The organism is Streptomyces sp. Ag109_O5-10, from assembly GCF_900105755.1.
Lineage (GTDB): Bacteria > Actinomycetota > Actinomycetes > Streptomycetales > Streptomycetaceae > Streptomyces.
This window is the reverse complement of sequence record NZ_FNTQ01000001.1, coordinates 6,448,614-6,465,858: the sequence shown is the minus strand read 5'-3', so window position 1 is coordinate 6,465,858 and position 17,245 is coordinate 6,448,614. Positions and strand designations below refer to the sequence as shown.

The 17,245-nt window shown below is 70.6% G+C and carries 16 protein-coding genes, 1 tRNA gene and 5 pseudogenes; 13 read left to right on the top strand and 9 right to left on the bottom strand.

Annotated features, from left to right (window positions below):
* Nucleotides 1-35 precede the first annotated feature (35 nt).
* Nucleotides 36-1,016 carry an alpha/beta hydrolase family protein gene (locus tag BLW82_RS29490; protein WP_093503363.1) on the bottom strand — a complete coding sequence of 327 codons (981 nt, stop codon included), beginning with the start codon at nucleotides 1,014-1,016 and terminating at the stop codon, nucleotides 36-38.
* 232 nt (nucleotides 1,017-1,248) lie between these two features.
* Here BLW82_RS29490 and BLW82_RS29485 point away from each other — a divergent pair.
* Nucleotides 1,249-1,446 (top strand): annotated as a pseudogene (locus BLW82_RS29485) (hypothetical protein); the annotation flags it as partial.
* 936 nt (nucleotides 1,447-2,382) lie between these two features.
* Nucleotides 2,383-2,736 carry a collagen-like triple helix repeat-containing protein gene (locus tag BLW82_RS29480; RefSeq protein ID WP_143063725.1) on the top strand — a complete coding sequence of 118 codons (354 nt, stop codon included), beginning with the start codon at nucleotides 2,383-2,385 and terminating at the stop codon, nucleotides 2,734-2,736.
* 87 nt (nucleotides 2,737-2,823) lie between these two features.
* On the opposite strand, the gene BLW82_RS29475 is transcribed toward BLW82_RS29480, so the two are convergent.
* Both BLW82_RS29475 and BLW82_RS29470 read right to left on the bottom strand, forming a co-directional pair.
* Nucleotides 2,824-4,419: a solute symporter family protein gene (locus tag BLW82_RS29475; protein ID WP_093503361.1), complete on the bottom strand. Its 1,596-nt coding sequence runs from the start codon at nucleotides 4,417-4,419 to the stop codon at nucleotides 2,824-2,826.
* A complete protein-coding gene (locus BLW82_RS29470) occupies nucleotides 4,416-4,808 on the bottom strand; it encodes a DUF485 domain-containing protein (RefSeq protein WP_093503359.1) in 393 nt (130 codons plus the stop codon). The genes BLW82_RS29475 and BLW82_RS29470 overlap by 4 nt, the downstream gene beginning before the upstream one ends.
* 569 nt (nucleotides 4,809-5,377) lie before the next feature.
* On the opposite strand from BLW82_RS29470, the gene BLW82_RS29465 reads away from it, so the two are divergent.
* From BLW82_RS29465 to BLW82_RS29455, 3 genes are read left to right on the top strand one after another with little or no spacing between them, the layout of a single operon-like run.
* On the top strand, nucleotides 5,378-7,792 hold the full coding sequence (locus BLW82_RS29465) for a sensor histidine kinase (protein WP_143063724.1): 2,415 nt from the start codon (nucleotides 5,378-5,380) through the stop codon (nucleotides 7,790-7,792).
* Entirely contained in the window at nucleotides 7,789-8,223 is a 435-nt protein-coding gene (locus tag BLW82_RS29460; protein WP_093503355.1) for a roadblock/LC7 domain-containing protein, read from the top strand. The genes BLW82_RS29465 and BLW82_RS29460 overlap by 4 nt, the downstream gene beginning before the upstream one ends.
* A 16-nt stretch (nucleotides 8,224-8,239) precedes the next feature.
* Nucleotides 8,240-8,878 (top strand): DUF742 domain-containing protein, encoded by a 639-nt coding sequence (locus BLW82_RS29455; RefSeq protein ID WP_093503353.1) that lies wholly within the window; start codon nucleotides 8,240-8,242, stop codon nucleotides 8,876-8,878.
* A gap of 106 nt (nucleotides 8,879-8,984) precedes the next feature.
* Here BLW82_RS29455 and BLW82_RS44630 read toward each other — a convergent pair.
* Nucleotides 8,985-9,067: transfer RNA gene (locus tag BLW82_RS44630), tRNA-Gly, on the bottom strand.
* 226 nt (nucleotides 9,068-9,293) lie between these two features.
* Between BLW82_RS44630 and BLW82_RS29450 the strand changes: the two genes are divergently transcribed.
* The 3 genes and pseudogenes from BLW82_RS29450 to BLW82_RS29440 all read left to right on the top strand — a co-directional run bounded on the left by BLW82_RS29450 (nucleotide 9,294) and on the right by BLW82_RS29440 (nucleotide 11,643).
* The gene (locus BLW82_RS29450) at nucleotides 9,294-10,943 is read left to right on the top strand and encodes an alkaline phosphatase family protein (RefSeq protein ID WP_093503351.1); all 1,650 of its coding nucleotides are present in this window, start codon (nucleotides 9,294-9,296) and stop codon (nucleotides 10,941-10,943) included.
* Nucleotides 10,944-11,021: 78 nt separating this feature from the next.
* Complete coding sequence (locus BLW82_RS29445) at nucleotides 11,022-11,285, top strand: antitoxin (protein ID WP_093503349.1); 264 nt, start codon at nucleotides 11,022-11,024, stop codon at nucleotides 11,283-11,285.
* Nucleotides 11,282-11,643 (top strand): annotated as a pseudogene (locus tag BLW82_RS29440) (VapC toxin family PIN domain ribonuclease). Before BLW82_RS29445 ends, BLW82_RS29440 begins: the two are co-directional and overlap by 4 nt.
* Nucleotides 11,644-11,897: 254 nt before the next feature.
* Here the strand turns inward: BLW82_RS29440 and BLW82_RS29435 are convergent.
* Nucleotides 11,898-12,269 carry a MerR family transcriptional regulator gene (locus tag BLW82_RS29435; protein WP_093503347.1) on the bottom strand — a complete coding sequence of 124 codons (372 nt, stop codon included), beginning with the start codon at nucleotides 12,267-12,269 and terminating at the stop codon, nucleotides 11,898-11,900.
* Nucleotides 12,270-12,461: 192 nt separating this feature from the next.
* Between BLW82_RS29435 and BLW82_RS43520 the strand changes: the two are divergent.
* Nucleotides 12,462-12,569: pseudogene (locus BLW82_RS43520) on the top strand (alkene reductase); the annotation flags it as partial.
* A gap of 56 nt (nucleotides 12,570-12,625) precedes the next feature.
* A complete protein-coding gene (locus tag BLW82_RS29425; RefSeq protein WP_093503343.1) occupies nucleotides 12,626-12,964 on the top strand; it encodes a putative quinol monooxygenase in 339 nt (112 codons plus the stop codon).
* A gap of 231 nt (nucleotides 12,965-13,195) precedes the next feature.
* Here BLW82_RS29425 and BLW82_RS29420 read toward each other — a convergent pair whose 3' ends face one another.
* Complete coding sequence (locus BLW82_RS29420) at nucleotides 13,196-13,957, bottom strand: SDR family NAD(P)-dependent oxidoreductase (protein ID WP_093503341.1); 762 nt, start codon at nucleotides 13,955-13,957, stop codon at nucleotides 13,196-13,198.
* 141 nt (nucleotides 13,958-14,098) lie between these two features.
* Here BLW82_RS29420 and BLW82_RS29415 point away from each other — a divergent pair, with 141 nt between their 5' ends.
* Nucleotides 14,099-14,602 (top strand): MarR family winged helix-turn-helix transcriptional regulator, encoded by a 504-nt coding sequence (locus BLW82_RS29415; RefSeq protein WP_256216003.1) that lies wholly within the window; start codon nucleotides 14,099-14,101, stop codon nucleotides 14,600-14,602.
* Nucleotides 14,603-14,673: 71 nt separating this feature from the next.
* Here BLW82_RS29415 and BLW82_RS46355 read toward each other — a convergent pair.
* Together BLW82_RS46355 and BLW82_RS29405 are read right to left on the bottom strand one after the other, a co-directional pair.
* Nucleotides 14,674-14,970 (bottom strand): annotated as a pseudogene (locus BLW82_RS46355) (hypothetical protein); the annotation flags it as partial.
* Between the two features lie 100 nt (nucleotides 14,971-15,070).
* On the bottom strand, nucleotides 15,071-15,793 hold the full coding sequence (locus tag BLW82_RS29405; protein ID WP_143063723.1) for a hypothetical protein: 723 nt from the start codon (nucleotides 15,791-15,793) through the stop codon (nucleotides 15,071-15,073).
* A 242-nt stretch (nucleotides 15,794-16,035) separates the two neighbouring features.
* On the opposite strand from BLW82_RS29405, the gene BLW82_RS44625 reads away from it, so the two are divergent.
* On the top strand, nucleotides 16,036-16,212 hold the full coding sequence (locus tag BLW82_RS44625; RefSeq protein ID WP_177233107.1) for a hypothetical protein: 177 nt from the start codon (nucleotides 16,036-16,038) through the stop codon (nucleotides 16,210-16,212).
* 64 nt (nucleotides 16,213-16,276) lie between these two features.
* On the opposite strand, the pseudogene BLW82_RS29400 reads toward BLW82_RS44625, so the two are convergent.
* A pseudogene (locus tag BLW82_RS29400) lies at nucleotides 16,277-16,456 on the bottom strand (transposase); the annotation flags it as partial.
* A 266-nt stretch (nucleotides 16,457-16,722) separates the two neighbouring features.
* On the opposite strand from BLW82_RS29400, the gene BLW82_RS29395 reads away from it, so the two are divergent.
* Nucleotides 16,723-17,004 carry a hypothetical protein gene (locus BLW82_RS29395; protein WP_093503335.1) on the top strand — a complete coding sequence of 94 codons (282 nt, stop codon included), beginning with the start codon at nucleotides 16,723-16,725 and terminating at the stop codon, nucleotides 17,002-17,004.
* Nucleotides 17,005-17,245 lie beyond the last annotated feature (241 nt).

Here is a 17,245-nt window from a genome sequence, read left to right as displayed (position 1 = left end):
TCAAACAAACTGGCCTCACCTTCCCCCCTGGCGGCCTACTTGCACTCGACCCGTCCCACCGGGGCGGTTCCGGTCGTCAGCGCCTCGCACGCCTTCTGCCAGGCGTAAGGGTCGGACTGGAGCTGGGTGCGCAGGTAGGCCGCGGTGAGGTGGCCGAGGGCGGCGACGCGCTCGGGGTTCTCGTCGGTGGTTTCGCCGGCGTCGTATCCCGATATGCCGCCGAGCAGGTGCTCGGCGCCGAACACGGTGAACAGGGTCTTGGGGGCGGGGGCTAGGTGGAAGGGGTCGGCGTGCCAGCCGGGGCCGATGTCCGTGAAGTGCGGGGAGTCGTCCTTGTCGCCGGCGACGACCAGGGTGGGGGCGGTCATCGTGGAGAAGTCGGTGCCGTGGAAGAACGGCACTCTGTCGGCCATCCACCCGTTGAGGACGTCGCCGCCCCTGCCGGGTGCGGCGAGCAGCACGCCCGTCTTGATCCGGGGGTCCCGCAGGTCCACTTCCGCCCCGGTGCCGGGGTCGGTGGTCCGGGCGCCCAGCAGCAGGCTCGCGGTGTGGCCGCCGAGGGAGTGGCCGGCGACCGCGATCCGGTCGTGGTCGAGGCGCCCGGTGAGCTGCGGCACGGTGTGCGCGATCTCGTCGAGCCGGTCGAGGACGCGGCTCATGTCCTCGGCGCGCGAGCGCCAGAAGAAGGGGGCCCCGGGGGCGTCGGCGAGCCGCCGGGCCAGGGTCCGCGAGCTGAGGTGGGTGGGCTGGACGACGGCGAAACCGGCGGCCGCCCAGAGGTTGGCGAGGGGCGCGTACCCGTTCAGCGAGGAGAGGTTGTTGGAGCCGCCGTGCCCGTGGGAGAGCAGGACGACGGGCAGGCCGGTCCCGGTCACGGGCACGGAGACACGGACCTCCAGGTCCACGGGCCGTCCGGGCACGGGCAGAGTCACCGGGCTGTACGAGAGGACGGGAGCGGGCGGGCCGGAGACGACGGCGCCTCGGTCGGCGCCGGCGGTGTCGGTGGATGCACTCATGACGAGCGGTTCCCTTCTGCGTCCGGTCGCAGCCAAGCGAAACGGAACACTGTCCCGATTACTATCCGGAACGGCGTCCCGCTTTGTCAAGCCGCGCCGGACGAACCGCGCGCGGTCATCGCTCGATCATCGAGAGCGGATCCGCCGGAAAAAATAGGGAGCGGCCGGCCGAACTGGGCTGGTAGGTAGGCGATGTGACAGAGAGTCTTGAGTATTCCGCCCTGCTGCGACTGATCGACTCACGCTGGGCGGCACCGGCGCCTGGCCCGCGCCCCTCACGGACGACGCCGCACCCGCCTCCGCTTCGGCCACGGACACGGCCGAGCAGTTGCTCCTCTTCGTCTGGGGCCGCCTCACGCCGAGCGACCTGAACATCGAGGGCGACCAGCAGGTGTTCGAGCAGCTGATCGCCTGGGAGCCCGAGGAGTAGCCGGTCAATACCGCCGGCGGACGGCCCGGTACACCCTCCGTCGATCTGCCAGTGGTCCCACCAGGTCTCGACGTCCGGATCGCGGCTCCGACATCACGGTTGTGGTCGAACGGCGCCGTCGCCGCACCGACGGCCCGGACGACATCCGCCGGGGCGCACGGCGGGACGCACACCACCTCTCGCTCTTTCGTCATCGCCCTTTCGTCATCGCCCTTTGGTCACGGCCCTTTCGTCATGGCCCTTTCCTCCGGTCTCTTTTAACCGTCATACCAAGCACCGCGCGACAGCTGCCGGCTGGAAGGCGCCGAGACGGCCCTGACGTTCGTCCGTCCATGTCGTCGGCAAAGACACCACACGCGAAGTTCCGCTTTCCTCGACATCTCTGCCTCTACACTTTCGCCGTCACACAGCGTGAGGAACGAAGTGAGAAGCGTAAACGAAATGCTGCGATCGCAGCGCCCCTTTGTTCTCCGCGCGGCGCTGATCACCGCGCTCGTCGTACAGTCGGCCGCTCTCATCGTCCAGGACTCGGAGATCGACTCTCTCCGGGCGCAGCACATGGATCTGCAGGGACACCAGGTCGAGGTCGGTCCGTCGGGCCCGCCCGGCCCCGAAGGTCCGTCCGGCCCCGTCGGTCCGCCCGGCAGGGACGGCAAAGGACGGGCAGAACGGCACGAACGGACTTGACGGGAGGCAGGGGAAGGACGGCAAGGACGGCAAGGACGGCAGGGACGGGCAGAACGCCGTAGCCACTCCACGGCCGACCGAGACCCGGTGAACGCGAGTCGGACCCCCGAGGACGGGGTCCCGGGCCCAGTCCTCCACAGCGCCCCGGCGCAGAGCCGGACGCCGCCCGCGTCGTCCCACGAGAAGGACCGCCGTCTCCGGCTCCTTGCCATCCGCACTTTTCGCTCGTCACACAGCGTGAGAGACCTTGTGAGAAACGTAAGGGAACTGCTGCGCAGACCGTGGCGCCCTCTGGTGCTGGGCGCCGCTCTGGGCACCGCGCTCGTCGCGCAGTCGGCCGCACTCGTCGTCCATCAGATGCAGATCGACGACATGTGGACGCAGAACGTCGACCTCCAGAGCTACTACGCCGGCCCCGGCCCCTCGGGCCCGCCGGGCCCCTCCGGTCCCCCCGGCCCGCGCGGCCCCTCCGGACCGCCGGGCAAGAACGGCAGGCCAGGCCGCCCCGGGAGAGACGGAATCGACGGGAGGGACGGCCACGAGGGCCACAACGGCCACCGCGGGCACAAGGGAAGGGCAGGGGCACCCGGCAAGGTGGTGTGACGCGCCGGCCGCCCACGGACGGGCGGCCCGAGGACAGCGCGGCGGACCTCCGGCAGGCACAGCACGCGCCGGTCCCGCCGCGGTCGGCTACCGCCGGGCGCCGATCCCGGTCAGCGCCCGGACTTCCATCTCCGCCTGCTTGTCCGGATCCGCGGGACGTCTGCTCAACACGGTGCCGAGATATCCGCACACGAAGGAGAGCGGAATCGACACGACGCCGGGATTCATAAGCGGGAAGCAGTGGAAGTCGACGCTCTTGACGATCGACGTGGGCGTACCGGAGACGGCCGGCGAGAGGACGATGAGCACCAGGCAGGACACCAGCCCGCCGTAGATGCTCCACAGCGTCCCCGAGGTGTTGAAGCGTTTCCAGTACAGCGTGTAGAGCATCGTCGGCAGATTGGCGGACGCGGCGAGCGCCAGGGCCAGCGACACGAGGAAGGCGACGTTCTGGCCGTCGGCCACGATGCCGCCGACGATGGCCAGCAGACCGACCACGACCGCCGTCAGGCGGGCCACCCGGATCTCGGACCGGGGATCTGCGCTACCGCGCCGTATCACGTTGGCGTAGACGTCGTGGGCGAACGAGGCCGAGGCGGCCAGGGTCAGACCGGCCACCACCGCCAGGATCGTCGCGAAGGCCACCGCCGAGACGACGCCCAGGAGCACGACCCCGCCGATATGGAAGGCGAGCAGGGGCGCCGCGGAGTTCTCCCCGCCCGGGGCGTGCACGATCGCGTCGGAACCGACCAGGGCGGTGGCGCCGTAACCGACCACCAGGATGCCCAGGTAGAACGTGAACATCGACCAGGAGCACCACACCACCGACCTGCGTGCCTCCTTGGCGTCGGGCACGGTGTAGAAGCGCATCAGCACGTGCGGCAGGCTGGAGATGCCCAGCACCAGCGACAGGGCCAGCGAGACGAAGTCGAGCCGGCTCGTCGCGTTGTGGCCGTACAGACTGCCCGGCTCCAGCAGCCGTTCGCCCAACGGGCTGTTGTGGGTTGCCTGTTCCAGGAGCGCCGAGAAGCTGAATCCGAACTTGCCGATGATGAAGACGCTGATGAAGGTCACACAGACCAGGAGCAGGCCGGCCTTGATGATCTGCACCCAGGTCGTGCCCTTCATCCCGCCCACCAGCACGTAGAGGAGCATGACGACGCCCACGCCGCTGATCAGGAGTGCCTGTCCGCCCCTGGTGTGCACGTCCAGCAGCAGGGCGACCAGCCCGCCGGCACCGGCCATCTGGGCGAGCATGTAGAAGAACGTGATCACCAGGGTCGCGTTGGCCGCCGCGGCCCGCACCGGACGCTGCCTCATACGGAAGGCCATCACGTCGCCCATGGTGAACCGCCCGGTGTTGCGCAGTCGTTCCCCGATGAGCAGCAGGGCGACCAGCCAGGCGACGAGCCATCCGACGGAGTAGAGGAACCCGTCGTAACCATGGACGGCGATCGCCCCGGAGATTCCCAGGAAGGAGGCGGCGGAGAGGAAGTCCCCGGACATCGCGATGCCGTTCTGCGCACCGGTGAAGGCGCTGCCCGCCGCGTAGTAGTCGGATGCCGTCTGGTTTCTGTTGGTGACCCTGTAGACGATGAACAGAGTGATGGCGACGAATACCAGGAAGACGCTCAGATTGAGTGCGGGGCTGCCGGTCGGGCCGGCGGCGATCTGCTGTGTCATTCCTTGTCGCCCCCTGCCAGCTCCTGGATCCTGTCGACCTGCGGATCGAGCTTCTTCGCGGCGAAATGCCGGTACGTCAGGACGATCGCGACGGTGGACGCGAACTGCATCAGGCCGAGAACGGTGCCCATGTTGATTTCGCCCGTCACTTTGTGACTCATGAACCCGTGGGCATATGCCGACAGCAGAGCGAACGTCAGGTACCAGCAGAAGAAGAGCGCACTCATCGGGAAGACGAACAACCGAATCCGTCTGCGCAGCCGGGCGAACTCCTCGCTCTGCTGAATCGCGGAGTAATCGGGCTCGCCCTCCTGACGGAGCCCGGTGAACTCCCGCCCGGCAGGCCGCTCGGACACTTCGGCGGCGGGCGCCCCTACCGGTCTGGTCACGTTCCTCGTTCCTGGGATGCGGGCAGGAGGGCACACGGACGCTCTCCTGCGACGAGCGAGGGAAGCAGCGGACCGTGGCCCCCGGGCGGTGGAGAGTGTAGTGAGATACCGCGTACCGTCAACCAACACCCAACGGCCCGGCGTTGAGCAGCGATACCCACACGGGTGTCCCGGCGCACCCCCGAGAATCGTTCACCCATTCGACGCCACGAGAAGTTCCCTGCGCCGGGAAGTCGCGAGCCGAAGGCCGTTTGATCTTCTTTTTGCCCAGGAGTTGCCGAAGCGCCCCGCAACCGCACGGCGTCACCGACCGGCCCACGAAATCCGGAGAACGTGTGAGTAACGGTTTGATGCGCCGGCGGCGCGGCCGGGGCACGGCATTGTTGCCGTTTGCTCCGCTGCCCTAAGCTCACCTCGGTTCCACCGCGTCCCTGCAAGCAAGCTGTTTCGAGCACGGAGTTCATATCGTGACCGCGGCCGGGCATACGACCACGCCTCCAGTACGACCGTCACTGTGGGCTTCGCTCGTGCAGTGGCGGAACTGGCGGCTTCTCGTGAAACTGACGGCGGTGCTGCTCGTACCCGCCCTGCTCGCCGTCGGCCTGGGGGTCGTGCAGATCCATGACGACGTCACCCGCGCCAACTCCTACGCGGACCTGCAACGCCTGGTCAGGATGCGCGGTCAGCTGCGGACGCTGCTGCAGGCCCTGCAGATGGAACGCACGATGTCCGTCGAACTGCTGAGCGCCGACACCGCCGGCGCCGTCGACGATCCCGCCGGCCTGCGGCAGCAGACGCGGAGCGTCGACAGCGCCCGGACCGCCGTCGCCCGCACGGAGCGGCGGAGCGTCTCCCTCACGGGCGTCGCGGCGAATCGTTACGGGGACGCCGTCGGCCTGCTGGCCCGCCTGCCCGCCCTGCGCGCGCAGGTGGCGTCGGACGGCATCGGTCCCTGGACCGCGCTCGGCGACTACGGCACGATCATCACGGGACTGCTCGATCTGGACCGGGCACTCGGCAGCGGGTTCATCAGCCCCGAACTCACCAGATCGGCAACCGCGTTGTACGGCCTGGAGGAGGCCGAGGAGCAGATCCACCTGGAACACGCGATCCTGCTGCTGGCCGCCGGCCGGAGCCGTCCTGCGGCCCCGGCGCTCCTCAAGGCGCTGCAGGAGGCCGATCTGCGCCTGCGGGACAGCCTCGCCGCCTTCCGGGCCGTGGCCACCCCCGCGGAGCTCAGCGGCTACCGGCGGACGGTCACCGGACCGGCCGTCAGCAGGCGCGCGCACGTGGTGAGCGACGCGCTGGCCGCGCTATCGGAGCCGGCGGCGCAGGAGAACGCCACCACGTCGCTGCGCGTCCCGGTCGACCGCTGGAACCGCGACTCGGAGACCACCGGCGCTCTCGTCGACAAGGCGGCGGACGGCTTCCTGCGCACCATGCGGACCACGTCGGCCGGGATGCAGGACCAAACGAGCGACCAGGCGGGTCTGGCGTCCGTCATCCTCTTCGCGGTGCTGCTGCTCGCACTTGCCATAGGTCTCGGGATCGGCCGGCACCTGCTGCGGTCGCTGACCGTCCTGCGCTCGACCGCACTCGACGTGGCGGAGCACCGGCTGCCCGCCGCGGTCGAGAACATGCGGGAGGGGCGGAAGGCCGACACCGTCGTCGACGCCGTGCCGGTGCACACCACGGAGGAGTTCGGCCAGCTCGCCAGAGCCTTCGACACGGTGCACGCCGAGGCGGTGCGGCTGGCGGCGGAGCAGGCCGCGCTGCGCGGTGACCTCAGGGACACCCTGGTCAACCTCTCCCGGCGCAGCCAGAGCCTGGTGGACCGGCTGCTGCGGCTGATGGAGCAGCTCGAACGGCACGAGGAGGACCCGGAGCAACTGGCCAGCCTTTTCACGCTCGACCACCTCGCGACGCGGATGCGGCGCAACAACGAGAACATGATGATCCTGTGCGGCGGCACCCTGGTGCGCTCCTCCCGGAGTGCGGCGGTGGACACCGTGCTGAGGGGCGCGGTCTCCGAGATCGAGCACTACCGGCGCGTGCTCGTCCGGCCCGGCCCGCCGGCCGACGTGATCGGGTACGCGGCCGGTGACCTGGGGCGGCTGGTAGCCGAACTGCTCGACAACGCCACCACGTTCTCCCCGCCGCACACCCAGGTGGTCGTCGGCGGCGCCCGCGAGCACGACGGCTCGCTGCTGATCGAGATCCAGGACGAGGGAATCGGGATGAGCGCCGGCGAGCTCGCCAGGTCCAACCGGCGCGTGGCGACGGGCACCGCCGCGGACACGCCCGCGTCCCGGCAACTCGGCCTGCTCGTGGTCGGCCGCCTGGCCGCCCGGCACGGCATCACCGTCAGCCTGAGTGCGCAGCCGGGCGTCAAGGGACTGCGGGCACGGGTACGGGTACCGGCGAAGCTGGTCACGGCGCAGGCGCCGACGACCCGCCCGGACCAGCCGGACACCACGTCCGAACCCCCCGCCGGCGCGCTGCCGATCCGGAGGCGTGGCGGCCGCAGGGAACCCGGTGACACGGCGTCACACCCGCCGCGACGGCCGTCCGCCGCCGCCGCGACGACGACAGCGCCCGCCCCGGCCGCGACAGGGCCCGCCCCGGCGGACGACGACGGCGCGCCCCGAGAACCGGCCGCGACCCCGTCGTGGTTCGCCGTGACCACGACGACGGAACCCGCACCCGCGCCACCGGCGGCCGGGCGCGACGCGCAGGAGCCCGAGCGGCCGGCGGCCGGCGTCACGCAGGCCGGGTTGCCCAGAAGGGTTCCGCGCACCCGGTCCGCGCCGGCCGGCCCCGAGCGGTCCGCCGCCGGGGACGGGACGGCCGCGGGCACGGCGGGCACCGCGGGCACGAAGGCCGGCCGCGCCCAGAGCTTCCTCAGCAGCTACCAGTCGGGCATCCGTCGGACGCAGCCGGACCAGACGCACAACTCATCGGAAACGGGCAGGAAAAAGCCATGACCTCACCCCAGTCCCCGGAGGTGAGCCAGTTCGGATGGCTGGTCACCAACTTCACGCAACGCGTTCCCCATGTGGCGCACGCCGTGGTGATCTCGGCCGACGGACTGCTGCTCACCGCGTCGGACCAGCTGCCGGGCGACCGTGCCGAGCAGCTCTCCACCGTCGCGGCGGGTGCCGTCAGCCTCATCCAGGGCGCCGCCGACTGCCTGGACACGGGGAAGGCGCTGCGCACCGTGGTCCAGATGGAGCACGGCAACATGCTGCTGATGACCGTCCGGGACGGGTCCTGTCTGGTCGCCCTGGCCGCTCCGGACTGCGAGATCGGTCAGATCGCCTACGAGATGACCGTGCTCGTCGACCAGGTCGGCGAGCTGCTGACCCCGGAACTGCGCACCGAGTTGCAGCAGTTCCAGCAGGCCGCGGCCCGCTAGCCCGGACGAGGAGACCATGAGCACCGGTGAAGGACCGCCCGGCCCTCGAAGAGACCAGGACGCGGAGGACGAGCAGACCTTCGCCGACGTGCTCAACGCGTTCAGTTTCGGGACCGGACGACGCAGGCGGAAGACCTCCGGCACCGGTGACACGCGGCGGCAGGCGACGGCGCGGGACGACGACGAGGCCACCCCGCCGCCTGCCGCCGAGACGGACGCGCCGGACGCACCGGACGCACCGGACGCACCGAACGAGCCGGACGCACGGACGGGCCACCTGCAGGCCACGGAGGACCCGGAGAGCGCGGAGCCGGGAAAGGCGGCGGCCTTCGTCCGCGCCTACGTGTGGACGGGCGGCCGGACCAGCTCTCACCACCACTTCGAGGTCGAGACCCTGGTCACCGCCGCCGGTCCGGAGGGCGTCCAGGGCGCTGCCGCGCAGTGGGACCGCGCGGTGCTCGACCTGTGCCGGGAACCGCGGTCGGTGGCCGAGGTGGCGGCGCTCGTGGCGGTGCCGCTGGGAGTGGCCAAGGTCCTCCTCGGCGACCTGGCGGACCGCGGGATGATCACCGTCCACGAGACGGCCACCGCCGCCGGCGACGTCCCGACCCAGGCACTGATGGAGAGGGTGCTGGCCGGACTGCGGCGGCTCTGACGACCGTACGGGACGCGCCTTCCGAGCCCTTCCGACGGTCCCCGCACCTGGCTCAAGACGTGGAACGACGTCCGCAGACGGGATTCCCGACGAGGTCCCCGCCTGCCGCCGCGGGCGGGACTCGAACCCACGGCCGCCGGATCGGCGGTCCGGAGCGGCACGAACGTCGACCGCGCGCAGCCGCGCGGCACCGCGCCCTGGACTCTCCGCACCCGGCCCGCGACCTGTCGGCTCCGGTCATCCGGCCCGCCCGAGGTAGCGCACGCCCTCCTTCTTGGGGAAAACCAGACCTGCTTGGTGAAGCCCCGACCGCCCATTCCGGGGCTGTTCACGGCTGCGCCGGTTCCGGTACACAAAGCGCGACTCTGATGAGCCCGGCACTCGCAGCACGCCCCGAACACCCGGGAGACACCAGATGTCCAGACGTCACGTCAGATCCGCGGCCGTCCTAGCCGCCACCGGAGTCCTGGCCGGCGTGACCGCCGCCCAGCCCTCCGCGTTCGCCGCCTCCCCCCACCGGGCCGCCACCAGGCATGTCCTGCTGATCTCCGTCGACGGCCTGCACCAGTCGGACCTGGCCTGGTACGTCGCCGGACACCCGAAGTCCGCACTGGCCCGGCTGGTCGGCGGCGGCGTGGAGTACACCCACGCCAGGACCACCACGCCGTCCGACTCCTTCCCCGGCATGGTCGCCCAGGCGACCGGCGGCAGCCCTGGCACCACCGGCGTCTACTACGACGACACCTACAACGCCGCGCTTCTCCCGGCCGGAACCACCGGCTGCAAGGGCGTCAAGCCCGGGGCCGAGGTGGACCTCACCGAGGACCTGGACAAGAACCAGGCCTCCATCGACGCCGGTCAGGGCCTCACGGGCCTGCCGGACAGCATCCTGTCGATGACCGGCCACCCGGAGACCCTGATCGACGCGTCGAAGCTGCCCGTCGACCCGAAGACCTGCAAGCCGGTCTACCCGCACTCGTACCTCAAGGTGAACACGGTCTTCGAGGTGGCCCGCCAGGCAGGTCTGCGCACCGCCTGGTCCGACAAGCACGCCGCCTACGAGATCCTCAACGGCCCCTCGGGCACCGGCGTACAGGACCTGTTCACCCCGGAGATCAACAGCGACGCCCTCGGCTACGCCACCGGCGACGACTGGACCAAGGACAACAAGGCCACCGAACAGTACGACGGCTACAAGGTGCGGGCCGTCCTCAACGAGATCGACGGCTACGACCACAGCCGGTCTCACAAGGTCGGCACCCCGGCGGTCTTCGGCCTCAACTTCCAGTCCGTCTCCACCGCGCAGAAGCTGCCCGCCTCGGACGGTCTCACCGGCGGCTACAGCGCCAAGAACGTCCCGGGCCCGCTGCTGGTGAAGAACCTGGACTTCGTCAACACGGAGATCGGCGCCCTGACCGCCGAGATCCGCAAGCGGCACCTGTCCGGCAGCACCACCGTCATCCTCTCCGCCAAGCACGGCCAGTCGCCCACCGACCCCGCCGCGCTCACCCGCGTCGACGACGGCCCGCTGCTGGACGGCCTCGACGCCGCCTGGAAGAAGCTGCACCCCGGCGCCGCCGACCTGGTGACGCACGCGGTGGACGACGACGCCATGCTGCTGTGGCTCTCCGACCGCTCCGCGGCCGCCACCGCCTTCGCCGAGAAGTACCTGCTCGCGCAGAGCGGCACCGGCACCGACATCAACGCCGTGCCCAAGGCCTACACCCGCAGCGGGCTCAGCAAGGTCTACGCAGGCCGGGCCGCGGCCGACCACTTCCACGTCAAGGCCGGCGACGCCCGGGTCCCCGACCTCTTCGGGGTCGCGCAGTACGGCGTCGTCTACACCGGCGGCACCAAGAAGATCGCCGAGCACGGCGGCGGCCACTCCGACGACCTCGACGTCCCCCTCGTCGTGTCCGGCGCCTCCGTCCCGGACGGCGTGCGCGACTCGGCGGACGTGCAGACCAAACAGATCGCGCCGACGATCCTGAGCCTCCTCGGTCTCGACCCCCGCTCCCTCAAGGCCGTGCGCGAGGAGCACACCGCCGTGCTGCCGGTCCGCTGACCCGTCCGGTGCGCCCCGGCCGCGTACGGCGGGGCGCACCGTCCTGCCGAGGGCCCGCCATCCCCTGCACCGGAGCCGTTGAGGGACGGTGTCCGCCCACCACTCCGCAACCACCACGAAGAAGCAGCCGAAGAACTCGGCACCACCACCAAGCGCGACACGATCAACACCGCTCTGCGGGAGGTCACGGCCCGCTACCGGCGGCTGCGCGCTCTTGAAGAAGCCCGCGAACCGGCGGCGGACGGCGCCCTCGACATGGATCTGCTGCTGGACAAGCGCGCGTACCGCCCCAGGGGCGCGGACTCGGCAACCGACGACCACGGTACCGGAGCGGACGGGTGACCGTCGCCGACCACCTCATCGACACCTCCGCCCTCGCCCGTGTCCTGCTCCGTCAGAACACCGTGGAATGGGACGACAGGATCGCCGCCGGCCTCGTCGCGATCTGCGACCTCACCGAGCGGCCCTCGACGCCCACTACGCCTGGTGCCCCATGCTCGACGGCGTCTATCGCCGCTCACGCATCGTCCAGGGACAACTGACCGCCAAGGGAGAACACCGCAGCGCGGGCCCCGTCGATCTCCTCGTGGCCGCCGCGGCCGAGGAAGCCGGACTCACCCTCCTCCACTACGACCGCGACTTCGAAACCATCGCCCGCACGACAGGGCAGCCGGTCCGCACGATCGACCTCAGACAGTAGAGCTCGCGCGGTGCCGAGCGGCACCGGGCTTCCGACCGACCCGACCGCCCGGCCGCCCGGCCGCCGGTCCGCCGCTTCTCGGCGTCATGCGCCGCCGCGGCCTGCTCGAACTCGCCACGCGCACCTCGCGCGGCCGGACAGCCCACCCCTCACAGACCGGCGCACTCACGAAGTGGCGTGCGGGACCCGGAACCTCTGCGGTCTTGATCCGGCACTGGTCACACGCTTGACCCGTGGCCTCGAAGCGGGCGACCTCATGCCGCGGTCCTGCGGGTGTCGCGATGGGCCTGGGCCGCGGCGATCAGACCGTCGAGGGAGTCACGAGTGCCGAGCAGCTCCACGATGTGGGCGGAAAGCCGGTCGCGCTCCTTGGCCATACGTTCCAGTGCCATGTCGGAGTTCTCGTCGCTGGGCGCGTCCCGGCACGGCATCAGTTCCAGGATGGTGCGGCTGGACAGCCCGGCCACGTACAGCCGCTGAATGAAGACGACCCGCTCGATGTCGCCTTCCGTGTAGTGCCGTTGCCCGCCGGCGCTGCGGGTACTGGTGAGCAGTCCCTGCTCCTCGTAGTAGCGCAGCGAACGGACACTCACCCCGGTCCGCGCCGCGAGTTCGCCGATCCGCATCTCATCCTCCCGGCGGTGCCCCCGCCCCAGGACTTGCCCCTCACATCGATGTCAGGTTCTAGCGTACTCGTCGGGCCCGCCGTTCCCGGGCCTTCGACCCGTACGAAGGAGATGTGGCATGACGGGCAGGACCACGCTGTTCGACCGCCACCGCCTGGGCGGTCTGGAGCTGCCCAACCGGGTGGTGATGGCGAGGTGCCCGAACAGGCCCGCTGCTATGCCGAGGCCGCCCGGCGCGCCGTCGACGCCGGCTCCGACGGCGTCGACCCGCACAGGGCGAACGGCTACCTGATCTCACAGTCCTACCCCGCCTACCAGTACGCCGCCTGACCGGACACGAAGGACGAGGAAGAACCATGAACGCGCTGAACAAGCCCCAGGAAGACCTCCGGACGACCGTCGTCATCGCCGGCCGGGTCTTCGTTCCCGTCGAGGAGGTCGAGACGTTCGTCGCCGAGGCACGGGCGACGTCGTACCCGCTCGCCGCGGCGAACCCGGGGAACGTGCTGATGTCGTTCTGCGTGGAGGACGCGGCGACCGGAGCCGTCACGGTGCTGGAGCAGTGGACGTCCCAGGAGGCTCTCGACCGGCACGTGGCCACACCGGAGATCACGGCGCTCCTCACCGCATGGGGCCCGCGGATACGCAATGAGGTGCGCAGGTTCGACGTCGACGAGACGGATCTCCGATCCTGAGCCGAGCCGGGTCAGGCGGGTGACGGCGGCCGTCGCCGCGCACGTGTCGGCGGCCGCCACAACACCCCAGCGACCGCTCGCCGGTGTCCGGCGCGAACCGGCGGGCGGCGCCCACCCGGTACGGGCTGTCCGGCCGGGCTGCAGCGTGGCCCGGGGCGGCCAGGTGCCGGGCGAGGTGGCCGCCGCCGAACCCGGTGGCACCGATGGCGCACATGTCCACGGTGTGCCGCCTCAGGCGGGGAGGGCGCTGCGCTCGCCGCCGTCGGCGAACAGGACGGCACCGTTGACGTAGGAACTGGCCGGGCCGGCCAGGAACGAGACGATCTCGGCGATCTCGCCGGGCTGACCCGCACGTCCGCGCGCGTTGGTGGTGTCCAGGACGGCGACGTGCTCCCCGAGCATCGCCTCGGTGCCCTCGGTGTGTACGGGGCCAGGGGAGACGGCGTTGACCCGCACCCCGGCCGGACCGAACTCGGTGGCCCAGTAGCGGGTCAGGGTCTCCGCAGCGGCCTTGGAGGCACCGTAGGCGGCCCCGATCGGAGCGGGCTGTCGGGCCGCGCTGGAGCCGACGATCACGATGGAGCCGTGCCCCCGCTCGGCCATGCCCGGCGCCAGCGCACCCACCAGAAGGAAGGGAGCGCGGGTGTTGACCGCGATGTGCCGGTCGAAGCTCGCGGCGTCCGTCGTGGCCGTCGGGGCGAACTCGTACAGACCCGCGTTGCTCACCAGGATGTCCACCGCTCCCGCCGCGGACGCCAGGCGCAGCGTGTCAGCGGCGTCGGCGAGGTCCGCGGCGACGAAACGGGCGCTGCCGCCCTCGGCTTCGATCTCCTTGACCAGCGCCTCCCCCCGGGCCAGGTCCCGGCCGTGCAACACGACCTCGGCGCCCTGGCGGGCGAGGCTCTGCGCGACGGCCTTGCCGATCCCCGACGTCGCTCCCGTCACGAGCGCGGTGCGGCCCTGCAAAGCGGTGCTGCGGGTGCTGGTGCTCATCGTCAACTTCCCTGCGGTGGTTGGTGGTCGTGGTGGCCGGCGCGGGTCGCACGCCGGCCACCGGGAACGGAACCACTATGCGTGACAGATGTTCTGTTCACAAGAACATCTGTGGCAGAGCGCATCATGTAGACTGCGCGGGTGAGCGCTTCCATGTCCGAGAAGGAGAAACAGAGCGGCGAGCCCGCGGACCCGGCACTGGACACCGATCTGGGCTGGGCGATCCGCATGGTCTCCTCGGCGTTTCGCCGTGTGGCCACCGAGTCCGTCGCCGATCTGCCCGGGGGCGCGCGCGCCTACCTCGTCCTGGTCGCCCTCGCCGGCGGGGAGCCGCCCTCGCAGCTCTCCCTGGCCAAGAAGGTCAGCCTGGACCGCACCGTGATGACCTACCTGCTCGACGACCTCGAAGCACACGAGCTGGTCACCCGCAGGCCCGACCCCCGCGACCGCCGCGCCCGCCAAGTCCTCATCACCGACACCGGACGCGCCCGCCTCGCCCAGGTACGGCACAGCCTCGCCGCCGCCGAAGGACGCCTCCTCGCCGATCTCGACGCCGACGACGCCGCACAGCTACGCACCCTGCTCGCACGCGTCGCCCGGACCGCGCAGCGCGAATCGAGCGCCCACGACGAAGCGGGCTGCTGACGGTCAACCGCCTCTCGCCCCCCTGCCCGGTCGGCAGCGACGGCAAGTAGCCGAAGGCGCACCTGGCCGGTGACGAAGCTCGCGCGCTCGCTGGCCACGAACGCGATGACCTCGGCGAGTTCCTCGGGCGTGGCGTTGCGCTTGAGCGGGTTGCCCTCGCCCCAGCTCGTGAACTGGTCGGCGCCGATGAACTCCACCACTGGCGACGTACGGAGCGCAGAAGGCGGCCGTTCGAATCCTTCACCCGCAAAATGCCGTGAGCCCGCGCCAGCCGGCGTCCGCCCAGCGTGACGAGTGGCTGCGCGGGTGTGCACCACGCTAGGACCGGCCTGACATAGAGGCAAATAGTGGCAACATATACTCGGCATTGACATCTCCTGTACCCCGAAGCCACGGTGACCGTCCGGAGCACCGCCGGACAGCGTGCAGAGACACTCCCCCTACCTGGCCGACTCGCGGACGCACACCTCAGCCGTGGTACAGCACGCGCACGGCGTACGCGTCGCCCGGAAGGGCGTCGAGGTAGTCGGTGAAGTAGCGGCGCCGCTCGGCGTTCGCGACGTCCAGCCAGCGTCCGTCCAGGGTCAGCAGGGCGTTCGAGGGCAGGGCGTCGTCCCTGGCGTGGCGCACCAGGGCGTCGAGGTCGTCGCCCAGGTTGGCGACCGGGTCGTCGCCCACGAGGTCCTCCAGTTCCGGGTTGTCCAAGAGGGCCGCGATGGCCGGCTGCGTGCGGAAGTCCTCCAGTGCCCGGGCGCGCGGGTAGTTCTCGGGGTCGGCAAAGTGCCGGGCCCAGAATTCACCCGCCGAGCGGACGGGCGGGTAGGCCTTGGCAAAGCCCAGCCACGCCTCGAAGACCCTGCGTGCCTCGGCGGCCGCCCGCGCCCGCGGCGTTTCGAGGTCCAGCAGTGCTCGCGGGCCGCCGTCGCACAGCCCCGGCGGAACACTGCGCGGCTCTCCGGACAGGGTTTCGGCCCCCCGGATGAGGCGCGGGTCGTCCTCGTGCCCCGGGACGACCAGGAACTCGATGCCCCCGCCGTCGATCTGCCAGTAGTCCCACCAGGTCTCGACGTCCGGATCACCGACTCCGGCATCACGGTTGTAGTCGAACGGCGCCATCGCCGCGGTGATGGCCCGGCCGACGTCCCCCGGGTCGCACGGGGGGAGGCACACCGTCACTCGCTCTTTCGCCATAGCTCTTTCCTCGGCCTCTTCACACTCATGCCATCGGCAGCGGGCCACAGGAGACAAGCCATCCGTCACAGCCCCACTGCCACGACCGCGTCGCATCCCAGATCATGTACAGATCCCCGACGACGCCGAGACCGCCCATGAGCCAACCCATTCTGCTCCCCCGGCCGATCACACACCGCCGGGGCTTCACCGCGCTCCACGCACTAGTGACAGCGGGCCGAACATCACCGCATGCTGTGCCCATGCCAGAGCATCAGCACATCCTCAACGGCAACGGTAGGGACCTGACGATCGACGACCTTAGGGCCTTCGTCGAACACGCCAGCAAGAACAGCGCAACCACGAAGCACGCGTTGTACGTAGAGACGTCGGGCAAGAAGCTCCGAAAGATCTGGCTCGACCTATCGAGTCCCAGCTGATCAGTGCACACCGCGCGCCCCGGCCATCCGGCGGATTCTCGGGATCCCCGCAACACCTGATGGCTTATGCGGCCATCAGTAGATCACGCAGACGCTCGGCTGGGGTTCTCCAGCCGAGCGTCTTGCGTGGCCGACCGTTGAGCTGCTGGGCGACGTGTTCAAGGTCTGCGGGACTGTGCGCGGACAGGTCGGTGCCCTTGGGGAAGTACTGCCGAAGCAGGCCGTTCGTGTTCTCATTCGAGCCGCCCTCCCGGTCCAGCGCCTCGAAGAACCTCGCCTTCAACACCTCGAAATCCACGATCCCCGCAGCTCCCTGAACTCCAGGGTGTTGCGGGGATCAGTAGAACTTGCCTCCCGGCCGGGGCTTCGTCGTGCCGGCCGCCGCCCTGGAGCGAAGGGGCAGCGGTGAGCCGTGCGGGAGAGGCCGGGCGGCGTTCAGCGTCACAGCATCGCCACAACGACCACACAGCCACCCTGGCGCTGCGCATGATGCCCCCTCAAGGGGGACCCATGAACACCCGCACAGCCGCCTGCGCCGCACTGCTCGCCCTCACCGCCGCCCTCACCGCCTGCAGCAGCGGCACCGACGCCGAGGCCGACCCAGCCGCCTGCAAAGCCGCCATGGTCAAGGACTTCAAGAAGGCGGCCGCCCAAGGCGACAAGGCCACACCCGCCGACCGACCCACCGCCTGCGACGGCCTCGACGACAAGACCGTGCAGAAACTCGCCACCGAAGTCATCAGCGAGCAGGTCGACAACACCCTGAAGGGCCTGGAGACCGCACAGCCGTAAGGAGGTGGCGCCCGTCGACAACCCCCGCAACGGGCGCCCCTGCCGCCGCCCGGCCGCCGCGCAGAAAGCCCTCGGCCTCCCATGCTGGATCCGCGGCCACAACATCCCCGCCAACGCCGACGGCCGCCGCCCCCTCGCCTCACCCTCGACCACGAGCAGCCCCCGTCGAAGGGCGGGCGACCTCCTCGACCCCGCCAACGCCCGCAGCGCACACCGACGATGCAACAGCGCACCCGCGGCG

What these genes read in the sequence shown, in the direction of transcription:
- BLW82_RS29455 (WP_093503353.1), top strand. Translation starts at nt 8,240, where the DNA reads ATGAGCACCGGTGAAGGACCGCCCGGCCCTCGAAGAGACCAGGACGCG.
- BLW82_RS29450 (WP_093503351.1), top strand. Translation starts at nt 9,294, where the DNA reads ATGTCCAGACGTCACGTCAGATCCGCGGCCGTCCTAGCCGCCACCGGA.
- BLW82_RS29405 (WP_143063723.1), bottom strand. Translation starts at nt 15,793, where the DNA reads ATGGCGAAAGAGCGAGTGACGGTGTGCCTCCCCCCGTGCGACCCGGGG.
- BLW82_RS29460 (WP_093503355.1), top strand. Translation starts at nt 7,789, where the DNA reads ATGACCTCACCCCAGTCCCCGGAGGTGAGCCAGTTCGGATGGCTGGTC.
- BLW82_RS29435 (WP_093503347.1), bottom strand. Translation starts at nt 12,269, where the DNA reads ATGCGGATCGGCGAACTCGCGGCGCGGACCGGGGTGAGTGTCCGTTCG.
- BLW82_RS29475 (WP_093503361.1), bottom strand. Translation starts at nt 4,419, where the DNA reads ATGACACAGCAGATCGCCGCCGGCCCGACCGGCAGCCCCGCACTCAAT.
- BLW82_RS29420 (WP_093503341.1), bottom strand. Translation starts at nt 13,957, where the DNA reads ATGAGCACCAGCACCCGCAGCACCGCTTTGCAGGGCCGCACCGCGCTC.
- BLW82_RS29490 (WP_093503363.1), bottom strand. Translation starts at nt 1,016, where the DNA reads ATGAGTGCATCCACCGACACCGCCGGCGCCGACCGAGGCGCCGTCGTC.
- BLW82_RS44625 (WP_177233107.1), top strand. Translation starts at nt 16,036, where the DNA reads ATGCCAGAGCATCAGCACATCCTCAACGGCAACGGTAGGGACCTGACG.
- BLW82_RS29395 (WP_093503335.1), top strand. Translation starts at nt 16,723, where the DNA reads ATGAACACCCGCACAGCCGCCTGCGCCGCACTGCTCGCCCTCACCGCC.
- BLW82_RS29425 (WP_093503343.1), top strand. Translation starts at nt 12,626, where the DNA reads ATGAACGCGCTGAACAAGCCCCAGGAAGACCTCCGGACGACCGTCGTC.